This is a genomic window from Streptomyces bobili, assembly GCF_002154575.1.
GTDB lineage: Bacteria > Actinomycetota > Actinomycetes > Streptomycetales > Streptomycetaceae > Streptomyces > Streptomyces bobili.
This window is the reverse complement of sequence record NZ_MUBA01000138.1, coordinates 1-21328: the sequence shown is the minus strand read 5'-3', so window position 1 is coordinate 21328 and position 21328 is coordinate 1. Positions and strand designations below refer to the sequence as shown.

16 protein-coding genes are annotated in these 21328 nt (G+C 70.0%); 9 read left to right on the top strand and 7 right to left on the bottom strand.

Translation table 11 applies throughout. The features are described 5' to 3' along the window. Positions 1–162: 162 nt before the first annotated feature. Complete coding sequence (locus tag BZL64_RS12490; RefSeq protein ID WP_086769076.1) at positions 163–1245, bottom strand: metallophosphoesterase; 1083 nt, start codon at positions 1243–1245, stop codon at positions 163–165. Positions 1246–1821: 576 nt separating this feature from the next. Beyond that, positions 1822–2934: a LacI family DNA-binding transcriptional regulator gene (locus BZL64_RS12485; RefSeq protein WP_086769074.1), complete on the bottom strand. Its 1113-nt coding sequence runs from the start codon at positions 2932–2934 to the stop codon at positions 1822–1824. A gap of 437 nt (positions 2935–3371) precedes the next feature. Here BZL64_RS12485 and hisC point away from each other — a divergent pair, with 437 nt between their 5' ends. The 5 genes from hisC to BZL64_RS12460 all read left to right on the top strand — a co-directional run bounded on the left by hisC (position 3372) and on the right by BZL64_RS12460 (position 11965). Continuing rightward, on the top strand, positions 3372–4451 hold the full coding sequence (hisC, locus tag BZL64_RS12480; protein ID WP_086769072.1) for a histidinol-phosphate transaminase: 1080 nt from the start codon (positions 3372–3374) through the stop codon (positions 4449–4451). A 201-nt stretch (positions 4452–4652) separates the two neighbouring features. Continuing rightward, positions 4653–6158 carry a cytochrome ubiquinol oxidase subunit I gene (locus BZL64_RS12475; protein ID WP_086769070.1) on the top strand — a complete coding sequence of 502 codons (1506 nt, stop codon included), beginning with the start codon at positions 4653–4655 and terminating at the stop codon, positions 6156–6158. Between the two features lie 20 nt (positions 6159–6178). Then, on the top strand, positions 6179–7183 hold the full coding sequence (cydB, locus tag BZL64_RS12470) for a cytochrome d ubiquinol oxidase subunit II (protein ID WP_086769068.1): 1005 nt from the start codon (positions 6179–6181) through the stop codon (positions 7181–7183). 58 nt (positions 7184–7241) lie between these two features. Next, a complete protein-coding gene (cydD, locus tag BZL64_RS12465; RefSeq protein WP_086769066.1) occupies positions 7242–10739 on the top strand; it encodes a thiol reductant ABC exporter subunit CydD in 3498 nt (1165 codons plus the stop codon). 155 nt (positions 10740–10894) lie between these two features. Beyond that, positions 10895–11965, top strand: a complete 1071-nt coding sequence (locus BZL64_RS12460) for a M23 family metallopeptidase (RefSeq protein WP_086769064.1) — start codon at positions 10895–10897, stop codon at positions 11963–11965. 7 nt (positions 11966–11972) lie between these two features. Here the strand turns inward: BZL64_RS12460 and BZL64_RS12455 are convergent, their stop codons facing one another. The 5 genes from BZL64_RS12455 to BZL64_RS12435 form a co-directional block, all read right to left on the bottom strand. Next, the gene (locus BZL64_RS12455; protein WP_086769062.1) at positions 11973–12854 is read right to left on the bottom strand and encodes an HAD hydrolase family protein; all 882 of its coding nucleotides are present in this window, start codon (positions 12852–12854) and stop codon (positions 11973–11975) included. 102 nt (positions 12855–12956) lie between these two features. Next, positions 12957–13859, bottom strand: coding sequence for an LLM class flavin-dependent oxidoreductase (locus tag BZL64_RS12450; protein ID WP_086769060.1), 903 nt, complete (start codon positions 13857–13859; stop codon positions 12957–12959). 109 nt (positions 13860–13968) lie between these two features. Then, positions 13969–14517 (bottom strand): RNA 2'-phosphotransferase, encoded by a 549-nt coding sequence (locus BZL64_RS12445; protein ID WP_086769058.1) that lies wholly within the window; start codon positions 14515–14517, stop codon positions 13969–13971. A 235-nt stretch (positions 14518–14752) separates the two neighbouring features. Further along, a complete protein-coding gene (locus BZL64_RS12440; RefSeq protein WP_086769056.1) occupies positions 14753–16540 on the bottom strand; it encodes an SDR family oxidoreductase in 1788 nt (595 codons plus the stop codon). Then, the gene (locus BZL64_RS12435) at positions 16537–17391 is read right to left on the bottom strand and encodes a M24 family metallopeptidase (protein ID WP_086769053.1); all 855 of its coding nucleotides are present in this window, start codon (positions 17389–17391) and stop codon (positions 16537–16539) included. The genes BZL64_RS12440 and BZL64_RS12435 overlap by 4 nt, the downstream gene beginning before the upstream one ends. 238 nt (positions 17392–17629) lie before the next feature. On the opposite strand from BZL64_RS12435, the gene BZL64_RS12430 reads away from it, so the two are divergent. Genes BZL64_RS12430 through BZL64_RS12415 form a run of 4 tightly spaced genes read left to right on the top strand, consistent with a single transcriptional unit; the run spans position 17630 to position 21131 of the window. After that, positions 17630–18595 carry an ABC transporter ATP-binding protein gene (locus tag BZL64_RS12430; protein ID WP_086769088.1) on the top strand — a complete coding sequence of 322 codons (966 nt, stop codon included), beginning with the start codon at positions 17630–17632 and terminating at the stop codon, positions 18593–18595. After that, on the top strand, positions 18585–19493 hold the full coding sequence (locus BZL64_RS12425) for a hypothetical protein (RefSeq protein WP_086769051.1): 909 nt from the start codon (positions 18585–18587) through the stop codon (positions 19491–19493). The genes BZL64_RS12430 and BZL64_RS12425 overlap by 11 nt, the downstream gene beginning before the upstream one ends. Beyond that, positions 19490–20401 carry an ABC transporter ATP-binding protein gene (locus BZL64_RS12420; RefSeq protein ID WP_073491258.1) on the top strand — a complete coding sequence of 304 codons (912 nt, stop codon included), beginning with the start codon at positions 19490–19492 and terminating at the stop codon, positions 20399–20401. Before BZL64_RS12425 ends, BZL64_RS12420 begins: the two co-directional genes overlap by 4 nt. Before the next feature lie 10 nt (positions 20402–20411). Beyond that, entirely contained in the window at positions 20412–21131 is a 720-nt protein-coding gene (locus BZL64_RS12415) for an ABC transporter permease (protein ID WP_086769049.1), read from the top strand. The last annotated feature ends 197 nt before the right edge of the window (positions 21132–21328 follow it).

The following is a 21328-nucleotide window of genomic DNA, read 5'->3' as shown; positions in this document are numbered from 1 at the left end:
ATGCCAACGAGCCGTCGGGCAGAAACGGAGGGGAGCCTGCTACGGATAAACCGATGGTAGAGCGGCGACGGCATGAGGTAACAGGGGGTTTGCTGAAATTGGCCCCTGGGCCGCGGCGCCGTCGGGCGGGTCCGGCGCGGCCTGCGACGGACCCGTGAACCGTCAGGGGGACAGCGGCAGTTGCTGGACCAGCAGCTTTCCAGCCATCGTCACGCCGCCGTCCATCGCGATGGCCAGCCCGTCGGCGTAGACGTGCGGACCTTCGACCACCGGACCGGCCGAGTCCTCGTCCTCCTCGGAGCCGACATCGCCCAGCAGATACGGAATCGGGCTGTGGCCGTGAACGATGCGGGTGCCACCGTACGTATCGAGGAGGGAGCGGACGGCGTCGGCGCCGCCCTCGTCGCGGAAGGAGAAGCGCTTGGTGAACTTGCGGAAGAGATCCCAGACTTCGTCCGCGTCGTTACGGGTGATCGTCTCGCGGACGGTGTCGTTGACCGCCTCGATCGAGTCACCGTAGTCGAGGTAGGCGGTGGTGTCGGAGTGCACGAGCAGATGTCCGTCGACCTCCTCCATGGCGTCGAGGCGGGCCATCCACTGGAGGTGATGGTCCTGGAGGCGGTCCATGTCGGACTTCTGTCCGCCGTTGAGCAGCCAGGCCGCCTGGAAGGTGGCGGTGCCCGCACCGGAGTTGACGGGGGTGTCACCGAACCGCTTGGCGCCGAGCAGGAGCAGCTCGTGATTGCCCATGAGGGCCTTGCAGTAGCCGCCGGACGCCGCGGCCTCGGCGGACAGACGCATCACGAGGTCGATCACGCCGATGCCGTCCGGCCCCCGGTCGGTGAAGTCGCCGAGGAACCACAGCCGGGCGGTGCCCGCGCACCAGTTGCCGGCCCTGTCGGTCAGGCCCTTCTCCTGGAGCGCGGCGATCAGCTCGTCCAGATAGCCGTGCACGTCGCCCACGACGAACAGCGGACCGGGACCGGTCGCGGCCTGCGGGGCCTGGACGACGGCCGGGTCGACGGTCACCTGAAGGGTGTCGCCCCGATTGATGACGGGAAGGTCCCGCTGGGTCGGCGTGTAACCGTCCGGGGGTTCGAGGGGGTCGTCGAGGGGCGGTGCCGCGTTGCCGGGGTGCGCGCTGTGGGCGTACGGACCGGTCTCGTGGACGTATGCGGGCACCCGGAAGTCGCGCACTGTCGCCGTACGCTCCACCTCGGGTCCCTGACCGGCCCCCTGAGTCATCAGACCCCTCCACCATCGCGCCGCATCTGCACCACTTCGGACTGCCTGGTCGCAACGGTCCGCGGTGCCGTGCGCCCATCATAGGAATGCGGATCGTGCCGTGTGACGACCCAGGGGTGGTGAATCAGAGCAAGGCTCCTGTTCACCGCGGCTTTCGCCCCGATTGGGCCGGGCTTCGGCAGTGCCCGCTCACCCACCGCACACCGTGCTTACACCCTCGGCTCGGGCATGTCCGCCCTCGGAGGGGAATCCGGGAGCGTGTTGTGGAGTGGGCCGAGGCCGCAGTGGGGGTGCCTGACGGTGATCATCCTCGAGCCGGGCCTCGGGGGCGGTACGTCAACTCCGCCCAGTCCTGGTTCGTGGCGAGGAGCGGCGACCGGTCCCGGGCGACTCCAGACTTTTCGAGCCGGACTGGTGAGAAGCAGCCAGGGCCGGTTCCTCCGGTGGGCGGGACCCGTCCCGCCGACGGGCCTCGGCGGGTGTCCAATTCCTTCAGAAACCAGACGAGAGGCCGGACGGGAAGCCGCACGGAATGCCGCCCGAAAGCCGCATTCCCGGGCCGCCCGCCCGCCCCTCCTACTTCTCGTCCGGCACGCGCGGTGGACTGACCGTCGTGCGTGGTGAACGTCGCTGGGACGAGGTACGCACGATCAGTTCCGTCGGTATCACCTGCTCGACGGGCCGGTCCGACTCGACGCCCTCGATCGCGTCGATGAGGAGCTGGACCACCGCGGTGCCGATGCGCCGCGGTTTCAGCGACAGCGTGGTGATGGGTGGCTCGGTGTTGGCGTAGACGGTGGACTCGCTGCAGCAGACGAGCAGCAGGTCCTCCGGGACGCGCAGGCCGTAGCGGCGGGCGGCGGCCAGCAGATCGGTGCCGTTGGGGTCGAACAGGCCGTAGACGGCGTCCGGGCGGTCGGGCCGGGCCAGCAGTCGGTCGGCGGCGACTGCGCCCGCACAGGGATCGTGGGCGGGGTAGGACTCGTAGACCGGGTCCTGGCCGACGCGCTCGCACCAGTGCAGATACGCGCTGGTCGAGAGGTGGGTGTAGGTGTCGGTGGTGGTGCCGGTGAGGAGGCCGATACGGCGGGCGCCGGCGTCGGCCAGGTGGTCGAGGATGTCGAGGACGGCGGCTTCGTGGTCGTTGTCCACCCATGCGGTGACCGGGAGCGGCCCGGCCGGGCGGCCGTCGGAGACGACCGGTAAGCCCTGCCGGACGAGTTCGCCGACCACCGGATCCTGGTCGGAGGGGTCGATGACGACCGTGCCGTCCAGGGCGACGTTCGACCACACGTCGTGGCGCGAGGTCGCGGGGAGGATGACGAGGGCGTAGCCGCGGGCGAGCGCGGCGGAGGTGGCGGCCCGCGCCATCTCGGCGAAGTACGCGAACTCGGTGAAGGTGAAAGGTTCATCCCCGTACGTGGTCACGGTCAGGCCGATGAGGCCTGACTTGCCGGTACGGAGTGTTCGGGCCGCTGCCGAGGGGCGATAGCCCAGTCGGTCGGCGACCTCGCGGACATGGCGTCGGGTGGCGTCCGGGAGCCTGCCCTTGCCGTTGAGGGCATCGGAGACGGTCGTGATGGACACTCCGGCGGCGGCGGCCACGTCCCTGATACCCGCTCGGCCCGGCCGGTTGCCTCGGCGTGAGGTTTCCGCGCGGATCACCTGGTGCTTCCCTGCTGCTGTCATGGCGAGCCGATAGTAGGGCTCATCCGGTGGGGTAGGGCGGACGCATATGCACACATTGACAGGCACGTTTCTGCATGGTCATTGATGGCCAAGTGCTTGGGAATGCAAGGCAGTTGGTCCATTCCGTGTCAGGACATGGTGTGTGAGCGTGGATGAGCCTGCCGAGGCCTCGATGTTTCGAAGAGGTCTCAACTCACCTGCACGAGGGACGCGCGCCACGGCGCGAGCCACCGGCGCATAGATATATGTACGGCGCGCCCCCTGGCGTGTACGCCTTCGTCCGCCTTCATACGGTGATGCCGCTGATGTGGGTGTGACGCGGCCGGCCCCGCTCGGGCCCACCCGAACGGAGGCGGGTCCTCAGCTGTACGCAGGCGAGCCGAATCCTCATAAGGTGAGCAGTATTGAAGCCGGTGGTGGTCATGAGGAGGACTGCGGTGAGCGAGACGAGCCCCAAGCTGCGCGCCGAGCTGGAGGGAATCCCCACCTACAAGCCGGGCAAGCCGGCCGCCACGGGTGGGCCCGTGGCCTACAAGCTGTCCTCCAACGAGAACCCCTATCCGCCGCTGCCGGGCGTTCTGGAGCGGGTCACGGCGCTCGCCGCGTCGTTCAACCGTTACCCGGACCTGGCGTGCTCGGGCCTGGTCGAGGAGCTGTCCCAGCGCTTCGGTGTGCCGGCCTCGCACATCGCCACGGGCACGGGCTCGGTCGGCGTCGCCCAGCAGCTGGTCCAGTCGACGGCGGGACCGGGCGACGAGGTCATCTACGCGTGGCGGTCCTTCGAGGCTTACCCGATCATCACGCAGATCAGTGGTGCGACCGCGGTTCAGGTGCCGCTGACGGCCGGTGATGTGCACGACCTGGACGCGATGGCGGACGCGATCACCGAGCGGACCCGGCTGATCTTCGTCTGCAACCCCAACAACCCCACGGGCACCGTGGTGCGGCGGGCCGAGCTGGAGCGGTTCCTGGACCGGGTGCCCGGCGATGTCCTGGTGGTGCTCGACGAGGCCTACCGGGAGTTCATCCGTGACGCCGAGGTGCCGGACGGCGTCACGCTCTACCGGGAGCGGCCGAACGTCTGTGTCCTGCGGACCTTCTCCAAGGCGTACGGGCTCGCCGGCCTTCGGGTCGGCTTCGCCATCGCCCATGAGCCGGTGGCCGCTGCGTTGCGCAAGACGGCGGTGCCGTTCGGCGTGAGCCAGATCGCACAGGAGGCGGCGATCGCCTCGCTGCAGGCCGAGGACGAGCTGCTCGGCCGGGTCGGTTCCCTGGTCTGTGAGCGCAACCGGGTGGTCGAAGGGCTGCACGCCCAGGGCTGGACGGTGCCGGAGACGCAGGCCAACTTCGTGTGGCTGAGGCTCGGCGAGCAGACGGTCGCCTTCGCGGCGGCGTGCGAGCGGGCCGGCGTCGTGATCCGGCCGTTCCCGGGTGAGGGTGTGCGGGTGACGATCGGGGAGAACGAGGCGAACGACATCTTCCTGAAGGTGGCGGAGGGGTTCCGCAAGGAGCTGTAGCGGTGAGAGATGGGTCACGCCGTCGACCGGACTGATCATGATTTCCGCAGGTCAGATCCCATGATGTGGCGCCATCGGCCGGATGTCGCGAGGGGGTTCCCCGGAGTAAGGGGGGACCCCCTTCATGTGTCGAAAGCCCGTGCGCCATAATTGCTTGTGAATGTGAACGCTTTCACAAGCGGCTGAGTAAGGAGCGGTGACGTGGACCTGGCTTTGGCGCCGGAGACCCTGGCGCGCTGGCAGTTCGGCATCACGACCGTCTACCACTTCCTGTTCGTTCCCCTGACGATCTCGCTGGCCGCGCTGACCGCCGGACTCCAGACCGCATGGGTGCGCACAGAGAAGGAGAAGTACCTCAGGGCGACGAAGTTCTGGGGCAAGCTCTTCCTGATCAACATCGCGATGGGTGTCGTCACCGGCATCGTGCAGGAGTTCCAGTTCGGCATGAACTGGTCGGACTACTCCCGCTTCGTCGGCGACGTCTTCGGCGCACCGCTGGCCTTCGAGGCCCTCATCGCCTTCTTCTTCGAGTCCACCTTCATCGGCCTGTGGATCTTCGGCTGGGACAAGCTGCCCAAGAAGATCCACCTGGCCTGCATCTGGATGGTCTCGATCGGCACGCTGCTCTCGGCGTACTTCATCCTCGCGGCCAACTCCTGGATGCAGCACCCCGTCGGCTACCGCATCAACGAGGCGAAGGGCCGCGCCGAACTCACCGATTTCTGGCGGGTCCTCACCCAGAACACCGCTCTCAACCAGGTCTTCCACAGCTTCTCGGCGGCCTTCCTGACGGGTGGCGCCTTCATGGTCGGCATCGCGGCCTTCCACCTGATGCGCAAGAAGCACATCCCGGAGATGCGGACCTCGCTGCGGCTCGGCCTGGTCACCCTGGCGGTCGGCGGCCTGCTGACCGCCGTCAGCGGCGACACCCTCGGCAAGGTCATGTACGAGCAGCAGCCGATGAAGATGGCCGCGGCCGAGGCACTGTGGGACGGCGAGAAGCCGGCACCGTTCTCGGTGTTCGCCTACGGCGACGTGGACCAGGGCCACAACAAGGTCGCCCTGGAGATCCCCGGCCTGCTGTCCTTCCTGGCACACAGTGACTTCGAGTCGTACGTGCCCGGCATCAACGACACCAATGAGGCACTCCAGCAGAAGTTCGGCCCCGGCGACTACAAGCCCATCGTCCCCGTCGCCTACTGGGGCTTCCGCTGGATGATCGGCTTCGGCATGGCGTCCTTCTCCCTCGGTCTGGTCGGACTGTGGCTCACCCGCAAGAGGTTTCTCCTGCCGGCCGCCCTGCGGACCGGGGAGGACGAGGTGCCGCATCTGGTCCTGCTGAAGAAGCCCCTCGGTTCGAAGCTCACCCGGCTGTACTGGCTGCTGGCCCTGTGGACCATGGCGTTCCCGCTGATCGCCAACTCCTGGGGCTGGATCTTCACCGAGATGGGCCGCCAGCCCTGGGTCGTGTACGGCGTCATGCAGACGCGGGACGCGGTCTCCCCCGGCGTCTCCCAGGCCGAGATCCTCACCTCGATGATCACCTTCACGGTGCTGTACGCCATCCTCGCCGTCGTCGAGGTCAAGCTGCTCGTGAAGTACGTGAAGGCCGGTCCGCCCGAGCTGACCGAGGCCGACCTCAACCCGCCCACGAAGATCGGCGGCGACTCCCGTGACGCCGACAAGCCGATGGCCTTCTCCTACTAGGCCGAGGGAGCTGCACAGTCATGGAACTGCACGACGTCTGGTTCGTCCTCATCGCCGTCCTGTGGATCGGCTACTTCTTCCTGGAGGGCTTCGACTTCGGGGTCGGCATCCTCACCAAGCTGCTCGCCCGCGACCGGCCCGAGCGGCGGGTGCTCATCAACACCATCGGACCGGTCTGGGACGGCAACGAGGTGTGGCTGCTCTCAGCGGGCGGCGCCACCTTCGCCGCCTTCCCGGAGTGGTACGCCACGCTCTTCTCCGGCTTCTATCTGCCCCTGCTGCTCATCCTCGTCTGCCTCATCGTGCGGGGCGTCGCCTTCGAGTACCGGGCCAAGAGGCCCGAGGAGAACTGGCAGCGCAACTGGGAGCACGCGATCTTCTGGACCTCGCTCCTCCCCGCGTTCCTGTGGGGTGTGGCCTTCGCCAACATCGTGCACGGCGTGAAGATCGACCAGGACTTCGAGTACGTCGGCACCGTAGGTGACCTGCTCAACCCGTACGCGCTGCTCGGCGGTCTGGTCACCCTGACGCTGTTCACCTTCCACGGTGCGGTGTTCGCGGCACTCAAGACCGTCGGCGACATCCGGGAACGGGCACGGAAGCTGGCGACCAAGGTCGGCCTGGTGACGGCCGTGTGCGCGCTGCTCTTCCTGCTGTGGACGCAGGTCGACAGCGGTGACGGCAAGAGCCTCGTCGCCCTGGTCGTGGCCGTCGCCGCCCTCGTCGCGGCGCTGGTGGCGAACCAGGCGGGACGTGAGGGCTGGTCGTTCGCCCTCTCCGGTCTCACCATCGTGGCCGCCGTCACGATGCTCTTCCTGACGCTCTTCCCGAACGTCATGCCGTCCTCGCTCAACGCGGACTGGAACCTCACGGTGACCAACGCCTCGTCGAGCCCGTACACCCTGAAGATCATGACCTGGTGCGCGGCGATCGCCACGCCGGTCGTCATGGTCTACCAGGGGTGGACGTACTGGGTCTTCCGCAAGCGGATCGGTACGCAGCACCTCGCTGAGCCCGTGCACTGAGTCGAGCCGGGGCGTGTTTCACGTGAAACACGCCCCTTGAGAAGAGGGTGTGTTTCACGTGAAACCGATCGACCCGCGTCTCCTCCGCTACGCCCGTGCCACCCGCCGCTTCCTCATGGCGGTCGTCGGCTTGGGAGCCGTCGGAGCGGTGCTGGTGATCGCTCAGGCGATGCTCATCGCCGAGGTGGTGGTCGGTGCCTTCGAGCAGGACCGGCCGGTCGCGGAACTCCGCACGCCCCTGCTGCTCCTGGTGGTTGTGGGGACCGGCCGCGCACTGGTCGCCTGGCTCACCGAACTGTCCGCGCACCGGGCCGGCGCAGCCGTGAAGTCCGAGTTGCGCGGCCGCTTGCTGGAGCGGGCGGCCCTGCTCGGTCCGGGCTGGCTGAGCGGGCAGCGGACCGGTTCCCTGATCGCGCTCGCGACCAGGGGTGTGGACGCCCTTGACGACTACTTCTCGCGCTATCTGCCGCAGCTGGGACTCGCGGTGGTCGTGCCGGTGGCGGTCCTGGCGCGGATCGTGACCGAGGACTGGGTGTCCGCCGCGATCATCGTCGGCACCCTGCCGCTGATCCCCGTCTTCATGGTGCTGATCGGCTGGGCCACGCAGTCGCGGATGGACCGTCAGTGGCGGTTGTTGTCCCGGCTGTCCGGTCACTTCCTGGATGTCGTCGCTGGACTGCCCACGCTCAAGGTCTTCGGGCGGGCCAAGGCGCAGGCCGAGTCGATCCGGCGGATCACCGGCGAGTACCGGCAGGCCACCATGCGGACGCTGCGGATCGCCTTCATCTCGTCGTTCGCGCTGGAACTACTGGCGACGCTTTCGGTGGCCCTGGTCGCCGTGACGATCGGTATGCGGCTCGTGCACGGCGAAATGGACCTGTACACCGGCCTGGTCATCCTCGTGCTTGCCCCCGAGGCGTATCTCCCGCTGCGGCAGGTCGGGGCGCAGTTCCACGCGGCGGCCGAAGGGCTTGCCGCGGCCGAGGAGATCTTCGAGGTGCTGGAGACGCCGCTGCCGGTGTCCGGCACGGGTGCGGTACCGACGGGCGGTGTGGCCTTCGAGGGCATGACGGTCCGCTACCCCGGACGCTCCGCCGACGCCGTTTCGAACGTGTCCTTCACCGTCGCGCCCGGGGAGACGGTGGCACTCGTCGGCCCGAGCGGCGTCGGCAAGTCGACCCTGCTGAACGCCCTCCTGGGCTTCGTCCGGCCGACCGAGGGCAGGGTGAGCGTCGGGGGAACCGACCTCACGGACATCGACCTGGAGCAGTGGCGTTCCCGGATCGCCTGGGTGCCGCAGCACCCGCACCTCTCCGCCGGCACGATCGCCGAGAACGTACGGCTGGCCCGTCCCGACGCCGATGACGTCGCGGTACGCCGGGCGCTCGGGGGCGCGGGGGCGCTGGAGTTCGTGGACGCGCTGCCGGCGGGCGCCGGGACGGTGCTCGGCGAGGACGGGGCCGGGCTGTCCGCCGGACAGCGTCAGCGGCTCGCCCTGGCGCGGGCGTTCCTCGCCGACAGGCCCGTGCTGCTGCTGGACGAACCGACCGCCGCACTCGACGGACAGACCGAGGCGGAGGTTGTGGCCGCCGTACGACGGCTGGCGGCCGGCCGGACGGTCCTGCTGGTGGTCCACCGCCCGGCACTGCTGGCGATGGCGGACCGTGTGGTGCGGCTGGAGGCCAAGGACACGGCGGCACGAGCGGAGGCGCACGGACCCGTGGCGGCCCCATCGCAGCACTCCGGGATCGTCACCGCAGGCCAAGCGGAGGACGCCGTAGGGGCGACGCGGACCGTCGCGGCCGAGGGCGCTGTCCTCGGCCGGGTCCGTGGGATGGCAGGCGCCCGGCGTGGACGCCTCGGTCTCGCACTCCTCCTCGGCAGCCTGGCTCTCGGCAGCGCCGTCGGCCTCATGGCCACCTCCGGCTGGCTCATCTCCCGCGCCTCGCAACAGCCCCCGGTGCTCTATCTGATGGTCGCCGTGACCGCGACGCGGGCCTTCGGCATCGGGCGGGCCGTCTTCCGGTACGCCGAGCGGCTCGTGTCGCACGACGCCGTGCTGCGGATGCTCGCCGACACCCGGGTCGCCGTCTACCGGCGTCTTGAACGGCTCGCGCCCGCCGGGCTGCGCACCACACGCCGGGGTGATCTTCTTACGCGGCTCGTCGCCGACGTGGACGCTCTCCAGGACTACTGGCTGCGCTGGCTGTTGCCCGCAGCGTCCGCCGTCGCCGTCTCGGCGGGGGCCGTCGCGTTCACGGCGTGGCTGCTGCCCGAGGCGGGGGCCGTCCTCGCTGCGGGGCTCCTCGCGGCCGGGGCGGGCGTACCGCTGGTCACTGGTGCCGTGGCCCGCCGGGCCGAGCGCCGTCTGGCCCCCGCGCGGGGCGTACTCGCCACCAGCGCCGCCGACCTGCTCACCGGCACGGCCGAACTGACGGTCGCGGGCGCCCTGCCCGCCCGTACGGCCGCTGTCCGGGAGGCGGACTCCGTGCTCACCCGGATCGCCTCGCACGCCGCCACCGCCACCGCGCTCGGCGGCGGACTGACCGCGCTCGTCTCGGGGCTGACGGTGGCCGCCGCCGCCCTCGTGGGTGCGCAGGCCGTCGACGCGGGACGGCTGAGCGGAGTGACCATGGCCGTGGTCGTCCTCACCCCGCTCGCCGCCTTCGAGGCCGTCCTCGGCCTGCCGCTCGCCGTCCAGTACCGCCAGCGCGTGCGCAGAAGCGCGGAGCGCGTGTACGAGGTCCTGGACTCCCCCGAGCCGGTGCGGGAGCCGGAGCAGCCCCGCCAGGCGCCCGCGTCACCCTTCCCCCTTGTCCTCAAGGGGCTGTCGGCGCGGCACGCCGGACAGGACCGGGACGCGCTCGCCGGTGTCGACCTCACCGTGGAGCAGGGTCGCAGGATCGCCGTCGTGGGCACCTCCGGTTCCGGGAAGACGACGCTCGCGCAGGTGCTGCTGCGGTTCCTGGACTCCGGTGAGGGCTCCTACACGCTCGGCGGGGTGGACGCCTACGCCGTGGACGGGGACGACGTGCGGCGGCTGGTCGGGCTGTGCGCCCAGGACGCGCACCTCTTCGACAGCTCGGTGCGCGAGAACCTGCTGCTGGCGAAGAAGGACGCGACCGAGGCCGACCTGCGCGACGCGCTGGCGCGGGCTCGGCTGCTGGACTGGGCCGACGGCCTGCCCGACGGGCTCGACACGCTCGTCGGCGAGCACGGTGCCCGGCTGTCCGGCGGGCAGCGCCAGCGGCTCGCCCTCGCCCGCGCGCTCCTGGCCGACTTCCCCGTCCTGGTGCTCGACGAGCCGGCCGAGCATCTCGACCTGCCGACCGCCGACGCGCTCACCGCGGACCTGCTGGCCGCCACCGAGGGCCGTACGACGCTGCTCATCACCCACCGGCTCGCGGGGCTCGACGCGGTGGACGAGGTCCTCGTCCTGGACGAGGGCCGGGTCGTGCAGCGCGGCGCCTACGCGGCGTTGGCCGCGGGGGAGGGACCGCTGCGCGAGATGGTCGAGCGCGAGGAGGCGGTCGAGCTGCTGGTGGGGGCGCGGTGAGACACGCTTCTCCGGCCGGTCTGCGTGGCGGCCTCCGGCTCCGGTCCTGAGCGAGCGCCCGGTGCGGTCCGTGTTGGGCCGTTCGGGGTCGCTGGTCCCCCAGGCGTACGACAAGAACAGGACCGGGAGCGGGTGGCCGGGACAGGATCGCTGACATGCCCTCATATCGTCGTCGCCCGCTGGTGGTTCCGGTTCTGCTGTGTGCGGCCGTGGTGCTGGCGGCGCGGCCCACGACCGCGGACGGCGAGCCGGGCGGTGACGGTGCCGGCGACGGGCCCGGCTCCGGGCTCAGCGCGCGGGTGGCACGGCTGTACGAGGAAGCGGCCGTGGCCACCCAGCAGTACGAGGCGGGCCGCGTCGAGGCCGAGGCGCAGCGGGCGAAGGCCCGGCGGCTGGAGCAACTCCTCGGCCATGAGCGGCAGGGGATCACCGTGCTGCGCGAGGATCTGGGCCGCATCGCGCGTGCCCAGTACCGCGGCGGCGGCGGGCTGCCCGTCGCCGCTCAGCTCGTCCTGTCGAGCAGCCCCGACAAGCTGATGAGGGGTCAGCACGTTCTCTCCCGGACGAACCTGACCGTCGTCAACGCGATCGGCAGGAGCCGGCGGGCCGAGGCCCGGCTGGCCGCCGACGAGGCGCGAGCGGCGGGTGCCCGGCAGGCGCTGGAGCGGCACACCGCGCAACTGGCCGTGCTGAAGAAGGGCATCGAGCAGAAGCTGGAGCAGGCACGGTGGCAGTTGCAGGGGCAGGCCGACGCCTCGGTCGCGGCGGGTGCCTGCCGGGGTGCCGAGCGGCTCGACGGGCCACCGACGCATGACAAGGGGAAGTGGGCCCTACCGGTTGACGGCTACACCCTGTCGGCGAGTTTCGGCAGCGGTGGCGCCCGCTGGGCCAGCCGGCACACGGGGCAGGATTTCGCGGTGCCGATCGGCACGCCGGTGAAGGCGGTCGGTGCGGGCCAGGTGGTGCGGGTGTCGTGCGGGGGTGCCTTCGGCATCGAGATCGTGCTCCGGCACGCCGACGGCTACTACACGCAGTACGCCCACCTGGCGTCCGTCGCCGTCGACCAGGGCGAGAACGTGAGGGCGGGCCAGTGGATCGGGCAGTCGGGCACCAGCGGCAACTCCACCGGCCCGCACCTGCATTTCGAGGTGCGGGTCACCCCGGAGGTGGGGTCGGCGGTCGACCCGGTGCCCTGGCTGGCGGCACGCGGGGCGCCCGTTGGGTAGACGCGGCTCAGCCGGAGGCCTGGAGCCGCTCGGTGACCAGCTGCTCGATGACGACGGCGACCCCGTCGTCGTTGTTGGCGACCGTCTGCCCGGAGGCCGCGGCGATCACGTCCGGGTGCGCGTTGCCCATGGCGTACGAACGGCCCGCCCAGGTGAGCATCTCGACGTCGTTCGGCATGTCCCCGAACGCGACGACCTCCTCGTGCGAGATGCCCCGCTCCGCGCAGCACAGGGCGAGGGTGCTGGCCTTGGAGACGTCGGGCCCGCTGATCTCCAGCAGCGCGCTGGGGCTGGAACGGGTGACATTGGCGCGGACGCCGATGGCCAGCCGCGCCAGGGTGAGGAAGGCGTCGGGGTCGAGCGTGGGGTGGTACGCGAGGATCTTCAGCACAGGCTCACCGGCACCCGGAGCGTCCGGCGCGAGCAGTCGCTCGGCGGGCGCGAGGGAGTCGGGGACCTCCAGGTGCATCTTGGGGTACTCCGGCTCCTGGTAGAAGCCGTACGTCTGCTCGACCGCGTACACGGTGCCGGGCGCCGCCTCGCGCAGCAGCCGTACGGCGTCCAGCGCGTTGTCCCGGGCCAGCTCGCGCACCTTCACGAACCGATGCGTGCCAGGACCGCCGTGCAGATCGACCACGGCGGCGCCGTTGCCGCAGATCGCCAGGCCGTGCCCGTGGACGTGGTCGCTGACGACGTCCATCCAGCGGGCGGGGCGGCCGGTGACGAAGAAGACCTCGATGCCCGCCTTCTCGGCGGCGGCGAGGGCCGCGACGGTACGCGGGGACACCGACTTGTCGTCGCGCAGCAGGGTCCCGTCGAGATCGGTGGCGATCAGCCGCGGCGGGGTGGTGGCGGCCGGGGTCTCGGGCTGTCGAGTCGCTGAGGTCACCCGGTCATTCTCCCGTATGGATCCGCACGGTCGTGCGAGCGGCCGCACGGACGAGGTGCGGCCGGTCACATCGCAGGCCGGTGCGGGTGTCAGCCACCCAGGTCAGCGCAGCTGCGCCGGAGCCTCCATGGCGATCTGCTCGAAGACCTTCTGGTCCGCGGCGAAGTCGGAGTCCGGGATGGGCCAGTGGATGACGATCTCGGTGAAACCCAGCTCCTGGTGACGGCCCGCGAAGTCCACGAAGGCGTCGAGGGACTCCAGCGGCCGGCCGCGGTCCGGCGTGAAGCCGGTCAGCAGGACCTTGTCCACGGTGTGCACGTCCCGACCGAGCGCCACACAGGCGTCCGTGAGCTGCTCGACCTGGCCGCGGATGGCCCCGACCGACTGCTCGGGCGTGCCGTTCTCGAACAGCTTGGGGTCGCCGGTGGTCACCCAGGCCTGGCCATGGCGTGCGGCGAGCTTCAGTCCGCGGGGGCCGGTCGCGGCGACGGCGAAGGGCAGCCGGGGGCGCTGGACGCAGCCGGGGATGTTGCGCGCCTCGTGTGCCGAGTAGAAGTCGCCCTCGTAGGACACCGAGTCCTCGGTGAGCAGGCGGTCCAGAAGCGGCACGAATTCGGCGAAGCGGTCGGCCCGCTCCCGCGGGGTCCACGGGTCCTGGCCGAGGGCGGTGGCGTCGAAGCCGGTGCCGCCCGCGCCGATTCCGAGGGTGATCCGGCCGCCGGAGATGTCGTCCAGGGAGATCAGTTCCTTGGCGAGGTTCACCGGGTGCCGGAAGTTGGGCGAGGTCACCAGGGTGCCCAGGCGCAGTCGCTCGGTGGCGGTCGCGGCGGCGGTCAGCGTCGGGATCGCCCCGAACCAGGGACCGTCCCGGAAGGTGCGCCAGGACAGGTGGTCGTACGTGTAGCCGGTGTGGAAGCCGAGCTGCTCGGCACGGGTCCAGGCCGAACGGCCGCCTTCGTGCCAGCGAAGGTACGGGAGGATCACGGTGCTCAGTCGCAGACTCATGACATCGAGCGTATGCGGCCGACCTTGTTTCACGTGAAACGGTCACCGTACGCGCCGGGCCGACCACGGATCGCGGGGTGACGGTGGCCGTGGCGGGGCTCAGCCGGTATCAGTGCGACTCGGGAAAGCGCAGGTAGCGCGGCGGTACCGCCTTCGTCAGCCATACCCCGTTGGCGCTCACGTGGAAGACGTGGCCGTCGCGGTGCATGGCCCCCGCGTCCACGGAGAGCACCACCGGCCGTCCTCGGCGGGAGCCGACCCGCGTCGCGGTCTCCCGGTCGGCGGAGAGGTGCACGTCATGCCGGTTCATGGGCCGCAGTCCCTCGTCCCGGATCGCGTCCAGGTGCCGGGCCACGGTCCCGTGGTAGAGGTACGGCGGCGGCGTCGCCTCCGGGAGTCCGAGGTCCACGTCGATGCTGTGGCCCTGGCTCGCGCGGATGCGTGTGCCCTCGACCGCGAAACGCTTCTTGTCGTTCGCGGCGACGACGTGGTCCAGCTCGTCCCGCGTGAAGGGGAATCCATGATCCGCGGCTGCCGTGATGAGCGTCTCGATCTCGACCCACCCGGCCTCGTCAGGAGTGAGGCCGATGCGCTCGGGCTGGTGCCGCAGATGCTTGGAGAGGTACTTCGACACCTTCACGGTGCGTCTTTCGTCCATCCGGTCAGCATGACGGGCGAGACGGGGATCACGCATCGAGTTTTGGGCCCGATGTTTGGTCCACAACCAACCGTGGTTATCCACAGGGGAATTGGGGAATCTGTGGACAACTACCTTCCACGTCCCGGCATTTCGTCAAGGTCGCCAGACACCAGGTGACTTGGGGCAGGCCGGCCGAAGTAGGCGATGTGCACGCTCACTTCGGCCGCCGCACCGACGCCGGTCTCCAACCGCCTTACAGCCGCGGCTCCACGCGCGCGAGTCGCCTCAACACACCTGGCGCGAACCGTGACAAGGCATGTGAGGCCTTCGCCTCGGGCGTGACCGGGACCACCGCCTCGTTGCGGACCACGGCGCGCAGGATCGCGCTCGCGACCTTTTCCGGCGGGTAGTTGCGCAACCCGTACATGCGTGCCGAGCGCTTCTGCCGACGCTTCTCCTCCTCCGCGTCGACGCCGACGAACGTGGCCGTGGAGGTGATGTTCGTGTTGACCAGGCCTGGACAGACGGCCGTGACACCGATGTCCCGGCCCGCCAGTTCGGCGCGCAGGCACTCGCTCAGCATCAGCACGGCAGCCTTGGAGGCGCTGTAGGCGGGCAGCGACTTGGACGGCTGAAAGGCAGCGGCGGAAGCCGTGTTGACGATGTGGCCACCCTGGCCGCGGTCCGCCATCTGCCTGCCGAAGAGCCGGCAACCATGGATGACGCCCCACAGGTTGACGTCCAACACCTTGCGCCAGTCCTCCGGCGTGGTTTCCAGGAACGAACCGGACATCCCTATGCCCGCGTTGTTCACCAGCACGTCCACGACGCCGCGTTCGGCGAGGATCTTCGCCGCGAGCTTCTCCATCGCCTGCTCGTCGGAGACGTCCACCGTCTCCGCCCAGGCATCCGCGGCGCCGAGGGCACGGGACAACTCGGCGGTGCGGGAGGCGCTTTCGGCGTCCCGGTCGACGGCGATCACCCGCGCCCCCGCCTCGGCGAACGCGAACGCCGTCGCCCGCCCGATGCCGCTGCCCGCCCCGGTGACCAGCACCAACTGCCCGCCGAACCGTTCGGCGTACGGACCGGTCGCCTTCGACTGCGGCGCGGTCGCGGGAGTCCCAGCCTCGCTCTTCCTCTCACTCTCCACGGAGTTCACGAACTCCGTGATCCAGGAAGCCAGCTGATCGGGGCGGGTGCGCGGCACCCAGTGCTTCGCCGGGATCGTCCGGCGTGTCAGGAGCGGAGCCCACGACTCCAGGTCGTCGTAGAGCTGCTCCGACAAAAACGCGTCCCCCAGGGGTGTGATGAGCTGAACCGGGGTGTGCGCGTGGGCGTCCGGGCGCGGTCGGCGCAGCCGGGACCGTACGTTGTCGCGGTACAGCCAGGCACCGTGGGCCGCGTCGGAGGGCAGCGAGGACGTGGGGTAGTCGCCGCCGGGGACCTTCTCCAGTCGGCGCAGGATGCCGGGCCAGCGTTTGCCGAGGGGGCCGCGCCAGGCGAGTTCGGGCAGCACGGGGGTGTGGAGCAGGTACACGTACCAGGACTTCGCGCCCTGGCCGAGGAGTTGGCCGATGCGGCGCGGAGTGGGCCGGGTGAGGCGCTTGTTGATCCAGTGGCCGAAGTGGTCGAGGGATGGGCCGGACATCGACGTGAACGACGCGACCCTCCCCTTGGTCCGTTCGACCGTGACGAACTCCCAGGACTGCACCGAGCCCCAGTCGTGCCCGACCAGATGCACCGGCCGGCCGGGGCTGACCGCGTCCGCGACCGCGAGGAAGTCGTCCGTCAGTTTCTCCAGGGTGAATCCGCCCCGCAGCGGGCGCGGCGCGCTGGAACGGCCGTGGCCCCGGACGTCGTAGAGAACGACGTGGAAGCGGTCGGCCAGCCGGGACGCGACCTCGGACCACACCTCCTTGCTGTCCGGATAGCCGTGGACCAGGACGACCGTCGGCCGCCCCGGATCCCCCAGTTCGGCCACGCACAGCTCGATCCCGCCGGTCCGCACCCGGCGCTCGCGCGCACCCTCCAGCATCGTCACTTCTCCTCCGCCTTCCTTCGCGCCCAGCGCCGCACATGCGGCAGATCGTCGTCCAGCCAGAAGGCGCTCTCCGAGGGATCCCGGGAATCGGTCACCACCAGGACCTCCTCGAACTTCGCGCCCGTGCCCCGGAATCCGAGATGAGGTTCGACCGCCCACAGGCCAGGCCGCGGCGGATGGTCGGAGAAACGGTACGGCGACCACAACGGCGACCAGCCCTCACGGTGACCGTGCAGCGCGTCCGACGCCAGCCCTTTCAGCGCCTGGGTGCCGAACCCGAACAGCCGGGGCGACCGGCGGCGTTCCCGCACCCGGTCCACCTTGTGGGCGATCACGCCGAGGGGGTACGCGCGATGCCGGTTGGCGTAACCCTGTCGGACCATGAGGCGGTCGACGTCCTGGTAGATCTCACGCAGCGACCGCCGCTCGCGCACCTCGCGCAGGATCAGCTCCCGGTGCGCCTCCAGGTCGTCCATCAGCAGCTCCTGGAGCGGGTGACCGCCGAGCGCACCCGAGTAGCCGATGTCCGCCGTGAAGCCCTCGAAGACCGGGGCCATGTCCAGGATGAACGGCATCCCGGGCTCCAGCCGGCGGTCGGTCGGGAAGAACTGGAGAGGCACCCGGAACCCCACGAACGCCGTGCGGTCCCCGAACCAGGCGAACGGGAGGTGGAACCAGTCCCGCACGCCCCGCGCGCGCAGCCACTCGCGCTGCATGCGCGCGGCCTCGCGTTCCGTGACCCCAGGCTCCAGCCGGGCCGCCACCTCCTGAGCACACTCGTACGCCAGACGCTGCACCCGCTGGAATCCCCGCAGCTCAGAAGCGAGTTCGCGTGTTCCTGCCGTCGTCATGCCACCTCGTCCCAGCGGTCCGCGCCGATTGCGGTACGTGTCCGTAACTTGACCCCGCCGAATCTGGCACTTGTTAGAGAAAGCGTCAATAGGGTGGACGGGACGCCTGATACCCGCGTTCCGTAGCTCTCAGGATGGGGAACCCCTACGGGCCCGTACATCTCGAGTCTGAGATGAGGACAGCTCTGCGGTCTGACGACTTGGCGTGGTCCGCGTCACTATCGTCGAGGACGTGACTGTGATCGCGACCGAAAGCCTGAGCAAGCGGTTCCCCCGGGTAACCGCTCTTGACCGGCTCTCCGTGGACGTCGGGCCCGGTGTGACCGGACTCGTCGGTGCCAACGGGGCCGGCAAGTCCACACTGATCAAGATCCTTCTGGGTCTGTCCCCCGCCACCGAAGGCCGTGCCGAAGTGCTCGGACTTGACGTCGCGACGAAGGGCGCCGCCATCCGGGAGCGCGTCGGCTACATGCCGGAGCACGACTGCCTGCCGCCCGACGTCTCGGCCACCGAGTTCGTCGTGCACATGGCCCGCATGTCCGGCCTGCCGCCGACCGCCGCGCGAGAGCGCACCGCCGACACCCTGCGCCACGTCGGGCTGTACGAGGAGCGCTACCGCCCCATCGGCGGCTACTCCACGGGCATGAAACAGCGCGTGAAACTCGCCCAGGCCCTGGTCCACGACCCGCAACTGGTCCTCCTCGACGAGCCGACCAACGGCCTCGACCCGGTCGGCCGCGACGAGATGCTCGGCCTGATCCGCCGTATCCACACCGACTTCGGCATTTCGGTCCTCGTCACCTCCCACCTGCTGGGCGAACTCGAGCGGACCTGCGACCACGTCGTGGTCGTCGACGGCGGCAAGCTCCTGCGCTCCAGCGCCACCACCGACTTCACCCAGACCACGACCACCCTCGCCATCGAGGTCACCGATACCGACGAGCACCCGGACGGCACCCGCGCGGTCCGTGAGGCGCTCCACGCGCGCGGGGTCGACGTCCTCGACGCCGACAGCGGCCTGCCCGGCGCGGGCCACGTCCTGCTGCTGACCGCACAGGGCGAGGAGACCTACGACGTCGTTCGGGACGTGGTCGCCGACCTGGGCCTCGGCCTGGTGCGCATGGAACAGCGCAGGCACCACATCTCCGAGGTCTTCCACGACAGTGACGAGCAGCGGAAGGAGGCCGTCGGCCATGGCAGTTGAGCACCCGGTGACCACCCCCTCGGGCGACCAGACCCGCATCCACAACATCGGCTACCGCAGTTACGACGGCCCACGCCTGGGCCGCGCCTACGCCCGCCGGTCCCTCTACTCGCAGTCCCTGCGCGGCGCCTACGGCCTCGGCCGCTCGGTGAAGTCCAAGGTGCTGCCCATGCTTCTGTTCGTGGTGATGTGCGTGCCCGCGGCCATCATGGTCGCCGTCGCCGTCGCCACGAAGGCCAAGGAACTCCCGCTGGACTACACCCGCTACGCGATCGTCATGCAGGCCGTGATCAGCCTCTACGTCGCCTCGCAGGCACCCCAGTCCGTCTCACGCGACCTGCGCTTCAAGACCGTGCCGCTGTACTTCTCCCGGCCGATCGAGACCGCGGACTATGTCCGCGCCAAGTTCGCGGCGCTCGCCTCCGCCCTGTTCGTCCTCACCGCCGCACCCCTGCTGGTGCTCTACGTGGGTGCTCTGCTGGCCAAGCTCGACTTCGCCGACCAGACCGAGGGATTCGCCCAGGGGCTCGTGTCCGTGGCGCTGCTCTCGCTGCTCTTCGCCGGTCTCGGCCTGGTCATCGCGGCGGTCACCCCACGCCGCGGCTTCGGCATCGCTGCCGTCATCGCCGTACTGACCATCTCCTACGGCGCCGTCTCCACGCTCCAGGCCATCGCCGAGGCACAGGACAGCACCGGATCCATCCCGTGGATCGGGCTGTTCTCGCCGGTCACCCTCATCGACGGTGTGCAGTCGGCGTTCCTCGGCGCGAGTTCCGCCGCTCCGGGCGGGATCGGCCCGTCCACCGGAGAGGGCGTCGTCTACGTCCTCGTCTGCCTGGGCCTGATCGCCGCGTGCTACGGCCTCCTGATGCGCCGCTACAAGAAGGTGGGCCTGTGACCACGCTCTCCCTCGACCACGTCTCCCGCTGGTTCGGCAACGTGGTCGCCGTCAACGACATCACCATGACCGTCGGACCCGGTGTCACGGGTCTGCTGGGCCCCAACGGCGCCGGCAAGTCCACCCTCATCAACATGATGGGCGGCTTCCTCGCCCCCTCCACCGGCACCGTCACCCTCGACGGCCAGCAGGTGTGGCGCAACGAGGACATCTACCGGCACATCGGCATCGTCCCCGAGCGGGAGGCGATGTACGACTTCCTCACCGGACGCGAGTTCGTCGTCGCCAACGCCGAGCTGCACGGCCTCGGCGCCAAGGCCGCCCAGAAGGCCCTGGCCACGGTCGAGATGGAATACGCGCAGGACCGCAAGATCGAGACGTACTCCAAGGGCATGCGCCAGCGCGTGAAGATGGCCAGCGCCCTCGTGCACGACCCGTCGCTGCTGCTGCTGGACGAGCCCTTCAACGGCATGGATCCGCGCCAGCGCATGCAGCTCATGGACCTGCTGCGACGCATGGGCGACGAAGGCCGCACCGTGCTGTTCTCCTCGCACATCCTCGAAGAGGTCGAGCAACTGGCCTGGCACATCGAGGTCGTCGTCGCCGGGCGCCACGCGGCCAGCGGCGACTTCCGCAAGATCCGCCGGCTGATGACCGACCGCCCGCACCGCTACCTCGTGCGCTCCAGCGACGACCGCGCGCTCGCGGCAGCGCTGATCGCCGACCCGTCGACCTCCGGCATCGAGGTCGACCTCGCCGAGGGAGCGCTGCGCATCCAGGCCGTCGACTTCGGCCGCTTCACCTCACTGCTGCCACGGGTCGCCAGGGACCACGGCATCAGACTGCTCACGGTCTCGCCGTCCGACGAGTCCCTCGAGTCCGTGTTCTCGTACCTGGTCGCGGCGTAGGAGGCCGAAGATGTACGACCCCACAGTCGCCCGACTCACGTACCGCGCCCTGCTCGGCCGGCGCCGGGCCCTCATTCTCGGCGCGCTGCCGCTGTTGCTCATCGCGATCTCGGTGGTGGTGCGCGGCCTCGCCGGTGCCGACGACCAGACCGCGTCCGACCTGCTCGGCGGGCTCGCGCTCGCCACCATGGTGCCGATCATCGGCGTCATCGCCGGCACGGGCGCGATCGGGCCCGAGATCGACGACGGTTCCGTGGTCTATCTGCTGTCCAAGCCGCTGAAGCGGCCGACGATCATCTTCACCAAGCTCATCGTCGCCATCGCGGTGACGATGGTGTTCTCGGCGCTGCCCACCCTCATCGCCGGGTTCATCCTCAACGGCAACGGACAGCAGATCGCCGTCGCCTACACGATCGCCGCGCTGGTCTCCTCCATCGCCTACGCGGCGCTGTTCCTGCTGCTCGGCACGGTGTCCCGGCACGCGGTGGTCTTCGGCCTCGTCTACGCCCTCGTCTGGGAGGCCCTGTTCGGTTCGCTGGTGCCGGGTGCGCGCACGCTCAGCGTCCAGCAGTGGTCGCTGGCCGTGGCCGACAAGGTCGCCGGCGGTGACCTCATCACCTCGGACGTGGGACTGACCACGGCGACCGTCCTGCTGGTCGGGGTGACGGTGCTCGCGACCTGGTACGCGGGACAGAAGCTGCGGGCGCTGACGCTGGCAGGGGAGGAGTAGGGGCGGGGCTCCCGCGAGGGCTCGCTCGCACGGGCTCTTGACGGGGGCTTCATCTCCGCCTGGGCACACTGGACGACGGAAACGGCCGTGAGGACGGCAGGAGGATGGCGGGAGGACGGGATGGCGGACGAGACGGCGGCGCGGTCCGGCGGGCGTGAGCGCGGTGACGACCGCGGTGACGACCGCGGTGACGACCG